We start from the raw sequence: 15,493 nt of genomic DNA, 5'->3' as shown, positions 1-15,493 counted from the left end.
AGAAGGAGACGACCATGCACCTCTACGCCTACCTGTACGTGGCGGTGAGCACCCGCCTCGCCGAGTTGCGCCGGGACTCCGAGCGCGGCGACAGCCCGGTGCCGACCGCGGTGATCATCTTCGGCCTGGTCGCGGTGGCCATGGCGGTCACCGGCCTCGCCCTGGCCAAGGCGAACAACTGGATGAACGCCATCCCGAACAACACGGCGCCGCAGGCCCCGTGATGCCGCGCCCCGCCCGTACGGTCCGGAGCCGGCCGGCGCACGCCGGCCGGCCCGCCGGCCCGCCCGGTCCGGGGCGGATCGCCGCCGCCCTGCGCGCCCGCCTGGCCGAGGGCGAGCGGGGCGCCAACCCGGTCGAGCTGGCCGTGGTGATGCCGGTGATCCTGGTGATGCTGTTCGGCTCGATCCAGGTCGCCGTCTGGTTCGTGGCCCGGTCCACAGCGCTCAACGCCGCGCAGACCGCTGTGAACGCCCAGCGCACGATCGACGCCGGGCCGGACGCCGGCCGGGAGCGGGCGACCAGCTTCCTGCAACAGTCCGGCGACTGGCTGGTCGACTGGGAGCAGACCGGACCGACCTGCGTCGAGACCGCCACCGCAGTCACCTGCACGGTGCAGGGACGCTCCCTGTCGGTCATCCCGGGCGTCTCGTTCGAGGTCACGCAGACCGCGCACGGCCCGGCCGAACGCTGGACCACCGGATGAGCGCCGGGCCGCGGCGGGAGCGGGGTTCCGTCTCGATCGAGGTGGCGGTGCTCGCGCCCGCCTTCATCGGGCTGATGGTGCTGGCCGGGGTCGCCGGGCGGACCGCTGTCGCGGACGAGGCGGTGGAGTCGGCCGCTCACGACGCCGCCCGGGCCGCCTCGCTCGCCCGCAACGCCGACGACGGCGCGGAGGCCGCCGAGGACGCGGCCCGGGATCAGCTCGGCTGGGCGGGACTGAACTGCACCGGCCCACCCCAGATCGATCTCGCGGGCTCGGTGGCCGGTACGACGACGAGCTTCGCCGCCGCCTACCAGAGCGCCGCAGGCGTTCCCGCGACGGTGACGGTCACTGTCACCTGCACCGTCTCCTTCGACGACCTGAGCGCGCCCGGCCTGCCCGGGGTGCCGGGCGGCAAGACCGTCTCGGCGCGCTTCACCTCGCCGCTGGACACCTACCGGAGTCGCGGATGACCGGGCGGCGGGAGGCGGAGAACGGCCGGGTGAGCCTCTTCCTGGCCGTGGCGATGACAGGCGTGCTGGCGATCATCGGCCTTGCCTACGACGGCGCCGGTCAACTACGCACGCTCCAGCGCGCGGACAACCTGGCCGCCGAGGCGGCGCGCGCGGGCGGCCAGATGATCGACCGCGCGCGGGCCATCGAGGGCGGCCCGAAGCAGATCGACCAGGTCGCCGCCCGCGCCGCGGTCGCCGCCTACCTCGACGCCGCGGGCGGGGTCACCGACCACGAGGTCGACTTCCCCGTGGTCGGCGCCGAGACCCAGATCCGGGTGAGCGTGCAGATCACCTACAGCCGGGACCTGCTGGGTCTGTTCGGCATGCAGAACACCGCCATCGTCTCCGGTGAGGCCACCGCTCGGGCGCTCACCGGACCACCGTAGGAAGGAAGGCCGCCATGGGCGCACCCCGACGCTCCCCCGTCCGCCGCACCGGCCAGGTCCTCACCGGGCTCGGCGCACTCGTCGTGCTCGTCGGCGTGCTGGCCGGCGGGCCGGTCGCGTTGCTGGCGTTCGCCGGCAACCCGCTGCCGGATCACCTACCCACGTTCGCCGAGATCGGTACGACGTTGACCAGCCGCGACGACGGTCAGCTCTTCCTGCGGGCGCTGGCGGTGGTGGGCTGGTTCGGCTGGGCCACGTTCGCGTTCTCCGTCGTGGTGGAACTGCTCGCGGCGGCGGTACGCCGGCCGGCGCCGAAGCTGCCCGGCATGCACCGCCAGCAGAAGGCGGCCGCCGCGCTCGTCGGTTCGGTCGCGCTGATCCTGGCCGCGAGCCCGGCCGCGGCGAGCGCCGCCGCGCTCACCGCGCCGCACCCGGCGGTCGCCGCCGTCACCTCACCGGCCGTGGCCACGAGCCAGGTCGTGCCACCGGCCCCTGTCGCGGCGGAGACCAGCGACCCGGCGGTGTACCGGGTCGCCAAGGGCGACTACCTGGGCGAGGTGGCCGACCGCTACCTGGACGACTTCGACAGATACCGGGAGCTGGCCCGGCTGAACCGGCTCGCCGACCCGGACCGGATCCGCCCGGGTCAGCTCATCACACTGCCGGACGGCGCGACGGACTCCGGCGCCCGGCGGCACGCCACCGGGCGGCTGGTGGTCACCAAGCCGGCCCAGACCGCGCCGGTCAAGCCGGGTGGCGGCGGCGCGTCCTCGACCGCGCCGAAGGCGAAGCCGAAGCCCACCCCGCGGGACGCGACGCCCACCGTGGAGGCGCCGGTCGGTCAGCCGCCGGCCATGTCGGCGGGCGCGTCCCGGCCCACCGCCGAGGAGGGCATCAACCGTCCGCTCGCCATCTCGGCGGTGCTGGCGGTCGCGAGCATCGTGGGCGCGCAGATCGGCGCGCTGCTCGGGTTGCGCAAGCGGCCGGTGCCCGCCCGCGCGGGGTCCAGCGGGCGGCACCGGCGGGACTGAGTCAGGGCAGCCGGGCCTCGACCTGGCCGGCCACCACACGGGTGGGGAGCACGACCTGGTCGTTCGCGGCCGGGCCGTGCACGACCTCGCCGCCGTTGAGCCGGAACGCGCTGCCGTGCCAGGGGCAGACCACGCAGGCGTGACCGTCGATCTGCTCCACCTTGCCCTCGCCGAGCGGGCCGCTCTGGTGCGGGCAGCGCTCCAGCATCACCGTGACGTCGTCGCCGTCCCGGTAGAGGATCACCGAGACCTCGTCGATCTTCTTGGTGACCAGCTCGTGCCGGGGCAGGCTGCTCAGGTCGCCGACCCGGTGCCACCCGTCGCTGATCAGGTGCAGCTCGGAGACGCTCTGGCTGGCCTGGGCGCCCTGCTTGTACGCGAGGTGCCCGCCCAGGTACGCGCCGCCGCTCGCGGCGGACAGACCCAGGTAGGACAGCGCCCGACCGAGCCCGTGCCGCCCGTTGAGGCGGGCCGCCAGCGAGCCGGCGTACAGCGCCAGGCCGACCGTGTTGGCGGCGGCGTGCACCAGCCCGATCCGGCGCTGGTCGCGGGAGAGCGAGGCCCAGTCGTTGAGCCCGGCGACCGCCGCGGGCACCGCGCTGACCGTGCCGAGGCCCACCAGCGCGGTGGCGGCCCGGCGCTGGCCCGGCAGCAGGTCCACCACGGCGGCGGAGATCCACGCGCCGACCGGCACCTGCACCATCGCGGGGTGCAGCGGATGGCCGAGCCACACGCCGTGCAGCGCGTCGCGTACCCGCTGGGAACGCAGCGTGCCCTGGACGGCGCGCTGCAACCGGTCACCCACCCGGTCGAGGCCGCTGGCCTGTTCGATCTTCGTCAGTAGTTCGCGCACCCGTTCCGACTTCCCGGCAGGAGAGCGCCCAAACCGGACGCCCCGGAATTCCCTCGCACGGCCTCCCCGCTGGATATACTCGGACGGCTAGTCGTATATAGGGAGCCGCGATGACCAAGATCCTGGTGGACGTCGACGACGAGGCGCTGGCGGATGCCGCCGAGGCGTTCGGCACGAAGACCAAGAAGGACACGGTGAACGTCGCTCTCCGCGAGGGCGCGGCGAGACTGCGCCGCGCCCGGGCGCTGGCGGAGCTGGCCGAACGCGGGCAGGCCGGTGACTTCGACGAACTGCTCGACAAGGGCGCCTACCGCTCGTGAAACTGGCCGACTACCTGATCGACACCAGCGCCCTCGTCCGGCTCCTGCGTGATCCCGACGTGCTGGCTCGCTGGGAACAACAGGTGACAGCGGGCCTGCTCGCCGTGTGCCCGCTTGTCGAGCTGGAATTCCTCTACACCGCCCGGTCGGTCGCCGACCGGACGCGCCTGACCGAGCAGCTCCGGGCCGCCTTCGGCTGGGTGGTCATGCCGGACCGGATCTACGAGCGCGCCGCCGAGATCCAGGGCGAGCTGACCGCGCGGGGCACGCACCGCTCGGCGGGCGCCGTCGACCTGCTCATCGCCGCCACCGCCGAATACCACGGCCTCTCGCTGCTGCACTACGACCGGGACTTCGACCAGGTCGGCGCCGTCACCGGCCAGCCGATGCACTGGCTGACCCGACCCGACACGATCAAATAGGCCGTAGCCGCGGCAGCGCCGTCGCGGGCATGCTGGGCCCATGGGGGTACGCGTCGAGCACGCCGGTGCCGTGACCACTGTGATCCTGGACCGGCCCGAGGCCCGTAACGCCGTGGACGGGCCGACCGCCCGGGCGCTCGCCGACGCGTTCCGCGCGTTCGACGCCGACCCGGACGCGGCGGTCGCCGTGCTCTGGGGCGCGGGCGGCACGTTCTGCTCCGGCGCCGACCTGAAGGCCGTCGGCACGCCACGCGGCAACCGGGTCGAGCCCGAGGGGGACGGGCCGATGGGCCCCACCCGGATGCGGCTGTCCAAGCCGGTGATCGCCGCGATCTCCGGGTACGCGGTGGCCGGCGGCCTGGAGCTGGCGCTCTGGTGCGATCTGCGGGTCGCCGAGTCGGACGCGACGCTCGGCGTGTTCTGCCGCCGGTGGGGCGTACCGCTGATCGACGGCGGGACGGTCCGGCTGCCCCGGCTGATCGGCGAGAGCCGGGCGATGGACCTGATCCTCACCGGCCGTCCGGTGCCGGCCGACGAGGCGTACGCGATGGGTCTGGTCAACCGGCTGGTCGCGCCGGGTGCGGCCCGCGCGGCGGCCGAGGAACTGGCCGCCACGATCGCCCGGTCTCCGCGGACGTGCCTGCGCAACGACCGGGCGGCGGTGCTGGACGGCGCGGGCCGGCCGGAGCCGGAGGCGATGGCGACCGAGCTGGCCTACGGCACGGAGTCGCTGGCAATCGACGGGGTACGCGGTGCCGGCCGGTTCGCCGCCGGGGCCGGCCGGCACGGGGCGCCGACCGGCTGAGGCGTCACTTCAGGGCGCGCAACGCGTCCTCGATGGCCCTGTGGAACGTGGGGTACGCGTAGATCATGTGCCGGAGCTGGCTGATCGGCACTGCCGCGTGCACCGCCACGACCAGCGCGGAAAGCACCTCGCCGCCGGCCGGTCCGGCCGAGGTGGCGCCGACGAGCACGCCCTGGTCGGCGTCGGCGATCAGCTTGATGAACCCGGCGTTGCCGGTCTTGTGGATCCAGCCGCGGGTCGACGAGGTGAGGTCGGCGTATCCGACCTGGACGTTGACACCGCGTTCGCGGGCCTGCTGCTCGGTGAGGCCGACCGCGCCGACCTCGGGGTCGGTGAACGTGACGCGGGGCAGCGCCCGGTAGTCGGCGACCGGGACGCTGCCGGGCGCGGCCGTCGACCCGCCCGCGCTCATCGCGCCGCCGACCGAGCTGACCACACCGGCCGCGCCGCCGACCACGCTCGCGGTGCCGCTGGCGTCCGGGCCGCCCTTGGTACGCCGCATGTGGTCGAGCACGTCCGCCACCACGATGCCGGCCTGGTACATGGCGATGTGGGTGAACGCGCCCTCGCCGGTGAGGTCGCCGACCGCCCAGATTCCGTCGGTGACGTGCATCCGGTCGTTCACCGGCAGGTAACGCTGCCCGGCGTCCACCCCGACGGTGTCCAGGCCCAGCTCCTCCAGGTGCGCCCTGCGGCCGGTCACCACGAGCAGCTTCTCGCCGGTGAACTCGGCGCCGTCGGCGTGCACTGTGAACGCGCCGCCGTCGTGGCTGACCCGGCCGGCCCGGACCCCGGTGTGGATCTGCACGCCGTCGGCGCGCAGCGCGTCGGCGGCGAGCGCGGACGCCTCCGGCTCCTCGACGGCCAGCACCCGGTCGGCCGCCTCGATGACCGTCACCCGGACGCCGAACCGGGCGAAGACCTGGGCCAGTTCCAGCCCAATCGCGCCGCCGCCGAGCACCAGCAGCGACCCGGGCAGCTCCTCGACCTCGATGGCCTGGTGATTCGTCCAGTACGGCGTGTCGGCCAGCCCGTCGATCGGCGGGACCGAGGGCCGGGTGCCGGTGCCGAGGACCACGCCGTACCGGGCCTGGAACACCTGGTCGCCGACGCGTACCCGGTTCGGGCCGTCGAGCCGCCCGCTGCCCCGGACGAACCGGCCGCCCTTGCCGGTGAACCGCTCCACCGCCACCTTGTCGTCCCAGGTGTCGGTGGCCTCGGTCCGGATCCGCTTCGCCACCGGCGCCCAGTCGGGCCGCACCTGGGCGAAACCGGCAAGCTCGTTGACGCGGTGCGCCTCGGCCAGCGCGTTCGCCGCCCGGATCATCATCTTGCTCGGCACGCACCCCCAGTACGGGCACTCGCCCCCGACCAGGTCCCGTTCGATGCCGACCACTGTGAGGCCGGCCTCGGCGAGCCGCCCGGCCACCTCCTCGCCGCCGACGCCGAGCCCGACCACTACTACGTCCACCTGTTCCGGCTCCGCCATTCCGCAAGCATTCCGCACCTTCGGGACACCGGCCACCGCGCCGGGCCTGAATTCCCGCGCCGGTAACCGACGCGACCGCCTACCGTGGCCCGCATGCACACGCGCTTCACCCCGGTCCGGGACTGCTTCCACGACCTGTTCGCCACCGGCCGGGAGACGGGCGCGTCGCTGGCGGTGTGGCGCGACGGCGTACCGGTGATCGACCTGGTGGGCGGCACGGCGGCGACGGTCCCGCCCGGCGCGGTCGTACCGGCTTCCGGGGCAGACCGCGCGTGGCGGCCGGACACGCTCGTGGACGTCTACTCGACCGGCAAGCCGGTGGTGGCGCTCTGCCTGCTGCTGCTCGTCGACAGGGGCCGCGTCGACCTTGACGCGCCGGTGTCGACGTACTGGCCGGGGTTCCGCACCCCGGCCACCGTGCGGCAGGTGCTCGCCCACACGGCCGGGCTGCCCGCCTTCCCGGTGCCCCGGCCCGCCGCGGCGATCGCCGACTGGGACCTGCTCTGCGCCGACCTGGCGGCGGCCGACCCGGAGTGGACGCCGGGCACCGTCGCGGGCGAGCACGCCTGGACGTACGGGCATCTGGTGGGCGAGTTGGTCCGCCGGGTGGACGTGCGGCCGGTGGGCCGGTTCCTGGCCGAGGAGATCGCCGGTCCGTGGCGCCTGGACCTGGTCTTCGGGCTGGACGCGGCGGACCGGCGGCGGTGCGCCGACCTGTCGTACGCCGATCCGGCCTGGCCGGACCGGATGCGCGACGAGCCGGGCTCGCTGCGGGCGCGGGCGCTGGGCAACCCGCCCGGCGGGACTGATGTCGCGATGGTGAACAGCGACCTGTGGCGGGCCGCCGAGATCCCGGCGGTGAACCTGCACGCCACCGCCGCCGGGCTCGCCCGCCTGTACGCGGGCCTGCTCGCCGGCGGCACGCTGGACGGGGTACGCCTGTTCAGCCCGGAGCTGGTCGCCGAGGCGACGCGGGTGCAGTACAGCGGACCGGACCTGCTGCTGGACCGGCCGGTGGACTGGACGCTCGGCATGCAGTGGGAGCCGGACGGCAGCTGGGGCATGGGCGGAATCGGCGGCAGCAGCGCCTGGGCCGACCCGGAGCGGGGCTACACCTTCGCGTACGCGACCGCCCGGCTGGCCGACCACGATCGGGTGGAGGAGCTGGTCGAGGCGCTGCACTCCTGCCTCTGACCGTGAGTCACTTTCTGTGATTCCAGTGCCTCGTCACGCAGCGCATTCGGCCGGCGGGACCACTTGGTCTTCCGTTTTCGACTTTGCTCTGCAGCCAATGGCGCAGCACCGCGTTGAGCAGGGCATTCACAATAGGTCCGAAAACCGCGAGGGGCGCGCGCGGTCACTTTCCGCAACGGGTGCGGATATGGCTGCAGAGCAAAGTCGACCGGAGGTGGATGCTACGGGCGAGAGCCGCAGTCACTTGCAGTAACTATGAGAGCAGTGGCCTCGCGATCCGCGTGGGCTCTGCGCCAGCGACGTTGATGCTCGTGAGGACGCTCGGGCGACGGGCGACGGGCGACGAAGGGCGTCAGCGGAGCCAGACCGGGTCGGTGCCCGGCACCTCCAGCGGCGGCGGGTAGTCGAGCGTGCGGCGCACCCCGTCGGGCAGCCGCCACGGCTGGTGCACCGCCTTGCCCGCCACCGACTCCAACTCCGGAACCCACCGCCGCACGTACGCGCCGTCGGGGTCGTAACGCTCGGCCTGCCGTACCGGGTTGAAGCCGCGGTACGGCCGGGTGTCGTTGCCGGTGCCGGCCACCCACTGCCAGTTGCCCGAGTTGTTGACCCGGTCGCCGTCGAGCAGCCACCGGAAGAACACCTCCAGGCCGGGCCGCCAGTCCAGCCCGAGGTGCTTGGTCAGGTAGCCGGCGGTGATCAGGCGGGCCCGGTTGTGCATCCAGCCCTCGGCGCGCATCTGACGCATGCCGGCGTCGACGATCGGCATGCCGGTCCGTCCCTCGGTCCAGGCGTCGAGCGCGTGCTCGTCGTACCGCCAGTCCTCCCGGGCGCCGCGCCGGTAGGCAGTAGTGGACAGGTCGGGGAAACCGGCGACGACCTGGTGGTAGAAGTCGCGCCAGCAGAGCTGCCGGACGAACGGCCCGTCCCGGTCACCGGCCCGGTTCGCCACGGTCAGCGGCGATACGCAGCCGAAGCGCAGGTACGGGCTGAGCCGGGAGGTCTCGTCACCGGCCATGTCGTCGTGGATGTCGTCGTACCGGTCGAGGGTGGGCAGCCAGGCGGTGAGCCGGCGGCGGGCGACGCTCTCCCCGCCCGCGGCGGCGGCCGGGCTGTCGCCCTTCGGCGGGTCGGGCAGACGACCCGGGTCGACGCCGTCGGGCAGCCGGACCCGCTTCGGCGCGGCGAGTTCGTCCCGCGGGCGCACGCCCTGCCACGCGCGGAAGTAGGGGCTGAACACGCGATAGTGATCGCCGCCGCTGGGTCGCAGCGCTCCCGGCTCGACGATCGTCAGGCCGGGGAACAGCCGCAGGAACATGCGGTGCCGGTCGCACTCGGCGCGCAGGCGACGTTCCCGGCGGCGGGCGTAGCGGCTGACGTCGGCGGAGAGCCCGACGCCCTCGGCACCCACCTTCCGGGCCAGCTCGACCGTCTCGGTCACCGGGTCGCCGCGCCGCACCACCAGGTCGCCGCCGAGCGCGCGCAGCGCCTCGCGCAGGTCGGCCAGGCTCTGGTGCAGGAACCGGGTGCGGTTCGCCGAGAGCTTCTGCAACGCCGGGTCTAGCACGTAGAGCGGCACCACCCGCTCGAACGCGGAGCAGGCGGCGGCCAGTGCCGGGTGGTCGTGCACCCGCAGGTCGCGGGTGAACAGCACGACCGCCGTCCGGCCGGTCATCCGGCCAGGGCCGGTTCCAGCGCCGGGCCGGGCACCCGCACCGGCGTGCCGGCCGGGGTGAGCAGCGCCCGCGCGGCCACCGCCATCCGGCGCCGCTGCGGCACCAGGGCCCGGCGGACGAAGACGTCGTAGTCCTGCGCGGCGACCTCGTCCAGGATGCCGCCGTAGAGCGCGTACGCGGTGCGCATGCACGCCTGCGAGGCGGGGTTGAGCAGCGGGATGCCCGGCGCGGCGGCGAGGTAGTGGGCCTGCGCGCGGGTCACCTCGTACTCGATCAGCTCACGGATGCGCGGCGTGGTGCGACCGGCGTCCTTGGCCGCGACCAGGTCGGCGCGGGTGACGTCGAACTTGGCCAGATCCTCGTCGGGCAGGTAGGTCCGGCCCCGGTCGAGGTCCTCGGCGACGTCCCGGATGAAGTTGGTGAGCTGGAACGCGAAGCCGAGCTGGCGGGCGGGCTCCCGGGCGGCGGCCGGATCGGAGCTGCCCAGGATCGGCAGCATCATGGTGCCGATGACGGCCGCCGAGCCCTCCATGTAGTCGAGCAGGTCGTCGTAGGTCGGGTACGACATGACCGTCAGGTCCATCGCCATGCTGCGCAGGAACGACGCGAAGTCGTCCCGGTCGAGGTCGAACACGGCGATGGTGTGCAGCACGGCGGGGAGCAGCGGGTCGTCGACCGACGCGCCGTGCAGCCCGGCCACGAATCGATCCGACCACTCGCGCAGCCGGGCCGCGCGCTCGGCGGGCGGCAGGTCCTCGGTGCGGTCGACGATCTCGTCCGCGTAGCGAGTGAACCCGTACAAGGCGTGCACATGCCGCCGTTTCCAGGCGGGGAGCAGCCGGGTGGCGAGATAGTAGGTACGGCCGTGACGCCGGTGCAGCTCGCGGCAACGGTCATAGGCGGCGGCCAGATCCACGTCCATCGGCCCTCCTCAGTTTCGACGCATCAATCGACGCAACTCGTAACCCTAGGGTACGCTCGCCCACATGGCCAACGACGCAGTTGCGGGTAATGCGCTCCGCGTCGCGCCGGCTCAGCCCGGGGCGACGGACGATCCGGTCCGCGGCGTACTGGCCGCGTTCACGAAGGACCTGATCAAAGGGGTCGATGAGACGCTGGTGGCGTTCCTGGCCGCGGAAGTCGACTCGCTCACCGAGATCGACGCAGCGATGGGTGCTTTCGCCGCGACCGCGCGCGACTGCGTGCTGGCCGGCGGCAAGCGGGTCCGCCCCACGTTCGCGTACTGGGGATGGCGGGGTGCGGTCGGCGGGGAGGAACCGATGTGTTCGGTGCTCCCGGCCCTGTCCGCCCTCGAACTGCTGCACACGTTCGCGCTCGTGCACGACGACGTGATGGACGCCTCCGACACCCGGCGCGGACTGCCGACCGCGCACCGGGCCGCCGCTGCCCGGCACCGGGCCGCCGGGCACTCGGGCGACCCCGACCGGTACGGCGAAGCAGTCGCCGTCCTCATCGGCGACCTCTGCATGGTGTGGGCCGACCGGCTCATGAGCCACGCGGCGGTCCCCGCCGAGCGGCTGCTCGACGTGCGCCGCTGCTACGACCAGATGCGCGTGGAGACGGTCGCCGGGCAGTTCCTGGACGTGCTCGGCGAGAACGACGCGGGGAACTGGACTGTCGACCGGGCGCTGCGGGTGGCCCGGTACAAGACCGCCAGCTACACCGTCCAGCGGCCGCTGCTCTTCGGCGCCTGCCTGGCCGGCACCGACGCGGACGACCCGCTCATCGCCGCGTACACCCGGTACGGGCTGGCCGTCGGCGAGGCGTTCCAGCTCCGCGACGACCTCCTCGGCGTCTACGGCGACCCGGAGACCACCGGCAAACCGGCCGGGGACGACCTGCGTACCGGCAAGCCGACCGCGCTGCTCATGCTGGCTCGGCAGCTCGCCGACCCGGCGCAGCGCCGGGTGCTGGACCGGGCCGGCTCGGTCACCACGGCACGCGAGGTGGACCGGCTGGCCGACGTGGTCCGCGACACCGGGGCCACGGCCCGGGTGGAGCGGATGATCGCCGACCGGGTCACCGAGGCGCTCGCCGCGCTCGGCACCGCACCGATCGATGAGACCGCGCGCACCGCGCTGACGGGTCTCGCCACCGCCGCCACCGCGCGGCGGGCATGATGAGCAACTTCGTGAGCAAGGGGGCCGGAATGCGTACCGTCAAGGGACGGACCGACCGGGTGGTAGTGGTCGGGGCCGGGTTGGGTGGGTTGGCCTGCGCGCTGCACCTGGCCGGCAGTGGCCGGCAGGTGACGGTGCTGGAACGCGAGCCGGTGCCCGGCGGGCGCGCCGGGCGGCTCAGCGTCGACGGGTACGAGTTCGACACCGGCCCGACCGTCCTCACCATGCCCGACCTGATCGCCGAGGCGCTCGGCGCGGTGGGCGAGGAGCTGACCGACTGGCTCGACCTGAGCCCGCTCGACCCGGCGTACCGCGCCTACTACCCGGACGGGTCGACGCTCGACGTCATCACCGACACCACCCGGATGGCCGCCGAGATCGCCCGCGTCTGCGGCCCCCGGGAGGCCGACGGCTACCTGCGTTTCGTCGACTACGCCCGCAACCTGTGGCAGTGGGAACGGGCCGACTTCATCGAGCGCAACCTCGACGCGCCGACCGACCTGCTCACCGGCAACCTGTTGAAGCTGTTCGCCAACGGCGCCTTCCGGCGACTCCAGACGAAGATCAACCAGTTCTTCCGCGACCCGCGTACCCAGCGGATCTTCTCCTTCCAGGCCATGTACGCGGGCCTGTCGCCGCACGACGCGCTGGCGATCTACACGGTCATCGCGTACCTCGACTCGGTGGCCGGGGTGTGCTTCCCGCGCGGCGGCATCCACGCGGTCTCGCGCGGCATGGCCGGCGCGGCGGAGAAGCACGGCGTGCAGTTCCGGTACGGCACCACGGTGACCCGGGTGGAGACCGCCAACGGCCGCGCCACCGGCGTGATCACCGCGGACGGCGACTTCGTCCCCGCCGACACGGTGGTGCTCAACCCGGACCTGCCGGTCGCCTACGAGGACCTGCTGCCGCCCAGCCGGCAGCGCAAGCTCACCTACTCGCCGTCCTGCGTGGTGCTGCACATCGGTTCGACGCAGGGCTATGGCAAGATCGCCCACCACAACATTCACTTCGGGCGGTCCTGGAAGGGCACGTTCGACGAGGTGATCCGCCGAGGCGAGCTGATGACCGACCCGTCACTGCTGGTGACGAACCCGAGCCGCACCGACCCGTCGGTGGCGCCGGCCGGGAAGCACACCTACTACGTGCTGGCGCCGGTGCCGAACCTGGAGCGGGCGCCGTTCGACTGGACGGGCGACCTCACGCAGCGGTACGCCGAACAGCTGGTGGGCACGCTCGAGGAGCGCGGCTACGTCGGTTTCGGCGACGGCATCGAGGTGATGGAGGCCGTCACCCCCGCCGACTGGGCGGCACAGGGCATGGCCGCCGGGACGCCGTTCGCCGCCGCGCACAGCCTCTTCCAGACCGGCCCGTTCCGCCCCTCCAACCTGCACCGGAAGCTGGACAACGTGGTCTTCGTCGGCTCCGGCACGCAGCCGGGCGTGGGGGTACCGATGGTGCTGATCAGCGGCAAGCTCGCCGCCGCCCGGATCACCGGGGCGACGGCATGAGCGAGCGGGAGGAACACCTCGTCGAGCTGGTCGGCGACGACGGGCAGGTGCTCGGCGAGACCACCGTGGCGACCGCCCACCAGCCACCCGGCCGGCTGCACCGGGCCTTCTCGGTGCTCCTGGTCGACCCGCAGGGGTGGGTGCTGTTGCAGCAGCGGGCCGCGGTGAAGACGCGCTTCCCGCTGCGCTGGGCGAACTCCTGCTGCGGGCACCCGCTGCCGGGCCAGTCGCTGACCGAGGCCGCCAACCGGCGGCTCGCCGAGGAACTGGGCCTCGGCCCGGTCGCGCTCACCGAGGTGGGCGTCTACATCTACTACGCCGAGGACCCGGCCACCGGCCGCGTCGAGTTCGAGTACGACCACGTGCTGCGCGCCGACGTACCCGCGGACCTGGTGACGCGGCCCGATCCGGACGAGGTGGCCGACCTGCGGTGGGCCGACCCCGGCGCGGTGGTGGCCGACCTGGACGCCGACCCCCGGGCGTACGCCCCGTGGCTGGGCGGCGTGGTCAACCGGCTGCTGCCTGCGGCGGGCCCGGCCCGGCCGGGCGTCGCAGCCTCCGAGGCACCGGAGCGGTCGGGTGGCCGATGAGGCGCTGAGCGCGGGGGCCGTGGCACGCCGACTCGGTGTGGCGGTCACCACGCTGCGCACCTGGCACCAGCGCTACGGCCTCGGTCCCAGCGAGCATGTGCCGGGCCACCACCGGCGCTACACGCCCGCCGACCTCGCCCGCCTGGAGATCATGCGCCGGCTGACCGCGGAGGGGGTGGCGCCCGCCGAGGCGGCCCGCTGGGCCCGGCAGGCCCCGGCCGTGCTGCCTCCGGACCGGCTCGCGCTCAAGGCACGAACCTCGGCGGTACGCGACGGCGGCGGCACGACCATCCCGGTCGGCCGGGCCGGGCCCGCCGCACGAGGGCTGGCCCGCGCCGCGATGCGCCTGGACTCGGTGACCATCGCGCGGACCATCGCCGACGCGCTCGCCGCCGACGGGGTGGTGGCGACCTGGGAGGGGCTGCTCCGGCCGGTGCTCACCGGCATCGGGGAACGGCACGCCGCCACCGCCGGCCTGATCGAGGTGGAACACCTGATGTCCCGGTGCGTCTCGGTGGCGTTCGCCACGGTGATCCGGGCCCACCCGAACGGCGGCCCGCCCCGGATCCTGCTCTCCTGCGCCGACGAGGAACAGCACTCGCTGCCGTTGGAGGCGCTCGCCGCCGCGCTCGCGGAGGCCGGGGTGAGCTGTCGCATGCTCGGCGCCCGGGTGCCGGTGCCCGCCCTCGTGGAGGCGGTCAACCGGACCGGGCCGGCCGCCGTGGTCCTCTGGTCGCACACCCGCTCGACCGCCGACCCGTGCCAGCTCACCGCGCTGCTGACGGTCCCGCGCAGGCCGCTGCTGGTGCTCGCCGCCGGGCCCGGCTGGCGGGCCGACTCGCTGCCGGCCGGGGTGGTCCGGCCGGTGGATCTGGCCGAGGCGCTCTCACTCGCCGTGGCGGTTCGGGACTCGCTGGACCAGTCGACCACGGGCTGACGGCCTTTCCGCTCCGGGGCGCGTCCACTACGGTCGGAAAGTCCGTCTGACCCCGACCCCTCCGGGAGCGACGAATGCGTCCACGCGCCCTGCCGGCGCTCGCCCTGGGCCTGGTGCTCCTCGTCACCGCCTGCGGCGACGCCGGCAAGTCACCCGAACAGGCGGCGGCCTCGCCGTCGGTCCCGGCGTCGCCGTCGCCCGCGACGGAGCCTTCACCGACCCCCACCCCCACCCCCAGGAAGCCGAAGCTGCGCCCGGTGCCCAAGAAGCTCCCGGCGGGCCTGCATCGGGCCAGCGGGAGCAGCGGAGTGGCGCTCACCTTCGACGACGGGCCGGACCCCCGCTACACCCCGCAGATCCTGGCCCAGCTCCGGGCGGCCCGGGTCACCGCCACGTTCTGCGTGGTCGGCCAGCAGGCCAAGCGCTACCCGGAGCTGGTGGCCCGGATCGTCCGCGAGGGTCACCAGCTCTGCAACCACAGCTGGCACCACGACGTGAACCTCGGCCGGCGGTCGGCCGCCGAGATCCGGGCCGACCTGGAGCGGACCAACGACGCCATCCGCGCTGCCGCGCCCAAGGCGCCGATCACCTGGTTCCGCCAGCCCGGCGGCCGGTGGACCGCCGAGGAGATCGTGGTGGCCCGGCAGATGGGCCTGCGCCCGCTGCACTGGAGCGTGGACCCGCAGGACTGGGACCACCCACCGGCGAAGACGATCATCAAGCGTGTGACAGGCGCCACCCGGCACGGCTCGGTCGTGCTGATGCACGACGCGGGCGGTGACCGGGCCCAGACGATGGCCGCGTGCCGGCACCTGATCCCGGACCTGAAACGGCGGTACGGGATCGCACACCTCCGTTGACCTGCGGTTTTACCCGGCTCCGCAGCCGTGCCCATACCGGTTTGGCCGTCCGTGCAGGCA

18 protein-coding genes are annotated in these 15,493 nt (G+C 73.8%); 14 read left to right on the top strand and 4 right to left on the bottom strand.

From position 1 onward, the window contains the following. Positions 1-14 precede the first annotated feature (14 nt). Genes MicB006_RS01275 through MicB006_RS01255 form a run of 5 tightly spaced genes read left to right on the top strand, consistent with a single transcriptional unit; the run spans position 15 to position 2,635 of the window. Positions 15-224: a hypothetical protein gene (locus tag MicB006_RS01275; protein ID WP_013283462.1), complete on the top strand. Its 210-nt coding sequence runs from the start codon at positions 15-17 to the stop codon at positions 222-224. Next, complete coding sequence (locus MicB006_RS01270; protein ID WP_073827074.1) at positions 224-706, top strand: TadE family protein; 483 nt, start codon at positions 224-226, stop codon at positions 704-706. The genes MicB006_RS01275 and MicB006_RS01270 overlap by 1 nt, the downstream gene beginning before the upstream one ends. After that, positions 703-1,176 (top strand): TadE/TadG family type IV pilus assembly protein, encoded by a 474-nt coding sequence (locus tag MicB006_RS01265; protein WP_073826664.1) that lies wholly within the window; start codon positions 703-705, stop codon positions 1,174-1,176. Before MicB006_RS01270 ends, MicB006_RS01265 begins: the two co-directional genes overlap by 4 nt. Continuing rightward, positions 1,173-1,604: a pilus assembly protein TadG-related protein gene (locus tag MicB006_RS01260; protein WP_073826667.1), complete on the top strand. Its 432-nt coding sequence runs from the start codon at positions 1,173-1,175 to the stop codon at positions 1,602-1,604. The genes MicB006_RS01265 and MicB006_RS01260 overlap by 4 nt, the downstream gene beginning before the upstream one ends. 14 nt (positions 1,605-1,618) lie before the next feature. Continuing rightward, the gene (locus MicB006_RS01255) at positions 1,619-2,635 is read left to right on the top strand and encodes a LysM domain-containing protein (RefSeq protein WP_116503287.1); all 1,017 of its coding nucleotides are present in this window, start codon (positions 1,619-1,621) and stop codon (positions 2,633-2,635) included. Position 2,636: 1 nt separating this feature from the next. On the opposite strand, the gene MicB006_RS01250 is transcribed toward MicB006_RS01255, so the two are convergent. Then, positions 2,637-3,488, bottom strand: a complete 852-nt coding sequence (locus MicB006_RS01250) for a Rieske 2Fe-2S domain-containing protein (RefSeq protein ID WP_116503285.1) — start codon at positions 3,486-3,488, stop codon at positions 2,637-2,639. A 110-nt stretch (positions 3,489-3,598) separates the two neighbouring features. Here MicB006_RS01250 and MicB006_RS01245 point away from each other — a divergent pair, with 110 nt between their 5' ends. Genes MicB006_RS01245 through MicB006_RS01235 form a run of 3 tightly spaced genes read left to right on the top strand, consistent with a single transcriptional unit; the run spans position 3,599 to position 5,035 of the window. Continuing rightward, positions 3,599-3,808 carry a type II toxin-antitoxin system VapB family antitoxin gene (locus MicB006_RS01245; protein WP_030500628.1) on the top strand — a complete coding sequence of 70 codons (210 nt, stop codon included), beginning with the start codon at positions 3,599-3,601 and terminating at the stop codon, positions 3,806-3,808. After that, positions 3,805-4,230: a PIN domain nuclease gene (locus MicB006_RS01240; protein ID WP_116503284.1), complete on the top strand. Its 426-nt coding sequence runs from the start codon at positions 3,805-3,807 to the stop codon at positions 4,228-4,230. The genes MicB006_RS01245 and MicB006_RS01240 overlap by 4 nt, the downstream gene beginning before the upstream one ends. A gap of 40 nt (positions 4,231-4,270) precedes the next feature. Next, on the top strand, positions 4,271-5,035 hold the full coding sequence (locus MicB006_RS01235) for a crotonase/enoyl-CoA hydratase family protein (protein WP_116503282.1): 765 nt from the start codon (positions 4,271-4,273) through the stop codon (positions 5,033-5,035). A 4-nt stretch (positions 5,036-5,039) separates the two neighbouring features. Here MicB006_RS01235 and MicB006_RS01230 read toward each other — a convergent pair whose 3' ends face one another. Further along, positions 5,040-6,524 (bottom strand): NAD(P)/FAD-dependent oxidoreductase, encoded by a 1,485-nt coding sequence (locus tag MicB006_RS01230; RefSeq protein WP_116503281.1) that lies wholly within the window; start codon positions 6,522-6,524, stop codon positions 5,040-5,042. Positions 6,525-6,617: 93 nt separating this feature from the next. Here MicB006_RS01230 and MicB006_RS01225 point away from each other — a divergent pair, with 93 nt between their 5' ends. Further along, positions 6,618-7,718, top strand: a complete 1,101-nt coding sequence (locus MicB006_RS01225) for a serine hydrolase (RefSeq protein ID WP_116511057.1) — start codon at positions 6,618-6,620, stop codon at positions 7,716-7,718. A 352-nt stretch (positions 7,719-8,070) separates the two neighbouring features. Here the strand turns inward: MicB006_RS01225 and MicB006_RS01220 are convergent, their stop codons facing one another. Both MicB006_RS01220 and MicB006_RS01215 read right to left on the bottom strand, forming a co-directional pair. After that, on the bottom strand, positions 8,071-9,393 hold the full coding sequence (locus tag MicB006_RS01220; RefSeq protein ID WP_116503279.1) for a deoxyribodipyrimidine photo-lyase: 1,323 nt from the start codon (positions 9,391-9,393) through the stop codon (positions 8,071-8,073). Next, entirely contained in the window at positions 9,390-10,316 is a 927-nt protein-coding gene (locus MicB006_RS01215; RefSeq protein WP_116503277.1) for a phytoene/squalene synthase family protein, read from the bottom strand. Before MicB006_RS01215 ends, MicB006_RS01220 begins: the two co-directional genes overlap by 4 nt. A gap of 64 nt (positions 10,317-10,380) precedes the next feature. On the opposite strand from MicB006_RS01215, the gene MicB006_RS01210 reads away from it, so the two are divergent. From MicB006_RS01210 to MicB006_RS01190, 5 genes are all read left to right on the top strand, one after another. Continuing rightward, on the top strand, positions 10,381-11,535 hold the full coding sequence (locus MicB006_RS01210) for a polyprenyl synthetase family protein (RefSeq protein ID WP_073826693.1): 1,155 nt from the start codon (positions 10,381-10,383) through the stop codon (positions 11,533-11,535). A gap of 29 nt (positions 11,536-11,564) precedes the next feature. Then, a complete protein-coding gene (crtI, locus tag MicB006_RS01205) occupies positions 11,565-13,046 on the top strand; it encodes a phytoene desaturase family protein (RefSeq protein ID WP_192900248.1) in 1,482 nt (493 codons plus the stop codon). Continuing rightward, positions 13,043-13,636 carry an isopentenyl-diphosphate Delta-isomerase gene (idi, locus tag MicB006_RS01200; RefSeq protein WP_116503274.1) on the top strand — a complete coding sequence of 198 codons (594 nt, stop codon included), beginning with the start codon at positions 13,043-13,045 and terminating at the stop codon, positions 13,634-13,636. The genes crtI and idi overlap by 4 nt, the downstream gene beginning before the upstream one ends. Next, positions 13,626-14,573: a MerR family transcriptional regulator gene (locus tag MicB006_RS01195; RefSeq protein ID WP_116503272.1), complete on the top strand. Its 948-nt coding sequence runs from the start codon at positions 13,626-13,628 to the stop codon at positions 14,571-14,573. The genes idi and MicB006_RS01195 overlap by 11 nt, the downstream gene beginning before the upstream one ends. Positions 14,574-14,647: 74 nt before the next feature. Next, on the top strand, positions 14,648-15,433 hold the full coding sequence (locus tag MicB006_RS01190; RefSeq protein WP_116503270.1) for a polysaccharide deacetylase family protein: 786 nt from the start codon (positions 14,648-14,650) through the stop codon (positions 15,431-15,433). The last annotated feature ends 60 nt before the right edge of the window (positions 15,434-15,493 follow it).

The organism is Micromonospora sp. B006, from assembly GCF_003408515.1.
GTDB classification, from domain to species: Bacteria; Actinomycetota; Actinomycetes; order Mycobacteriales; family Micromonosporaceae; genus Micromonospora; species Micromonospora echinospora_A.
This window is presented reverse-complemented; position numbering and strand designations above follow the sequence as displayed.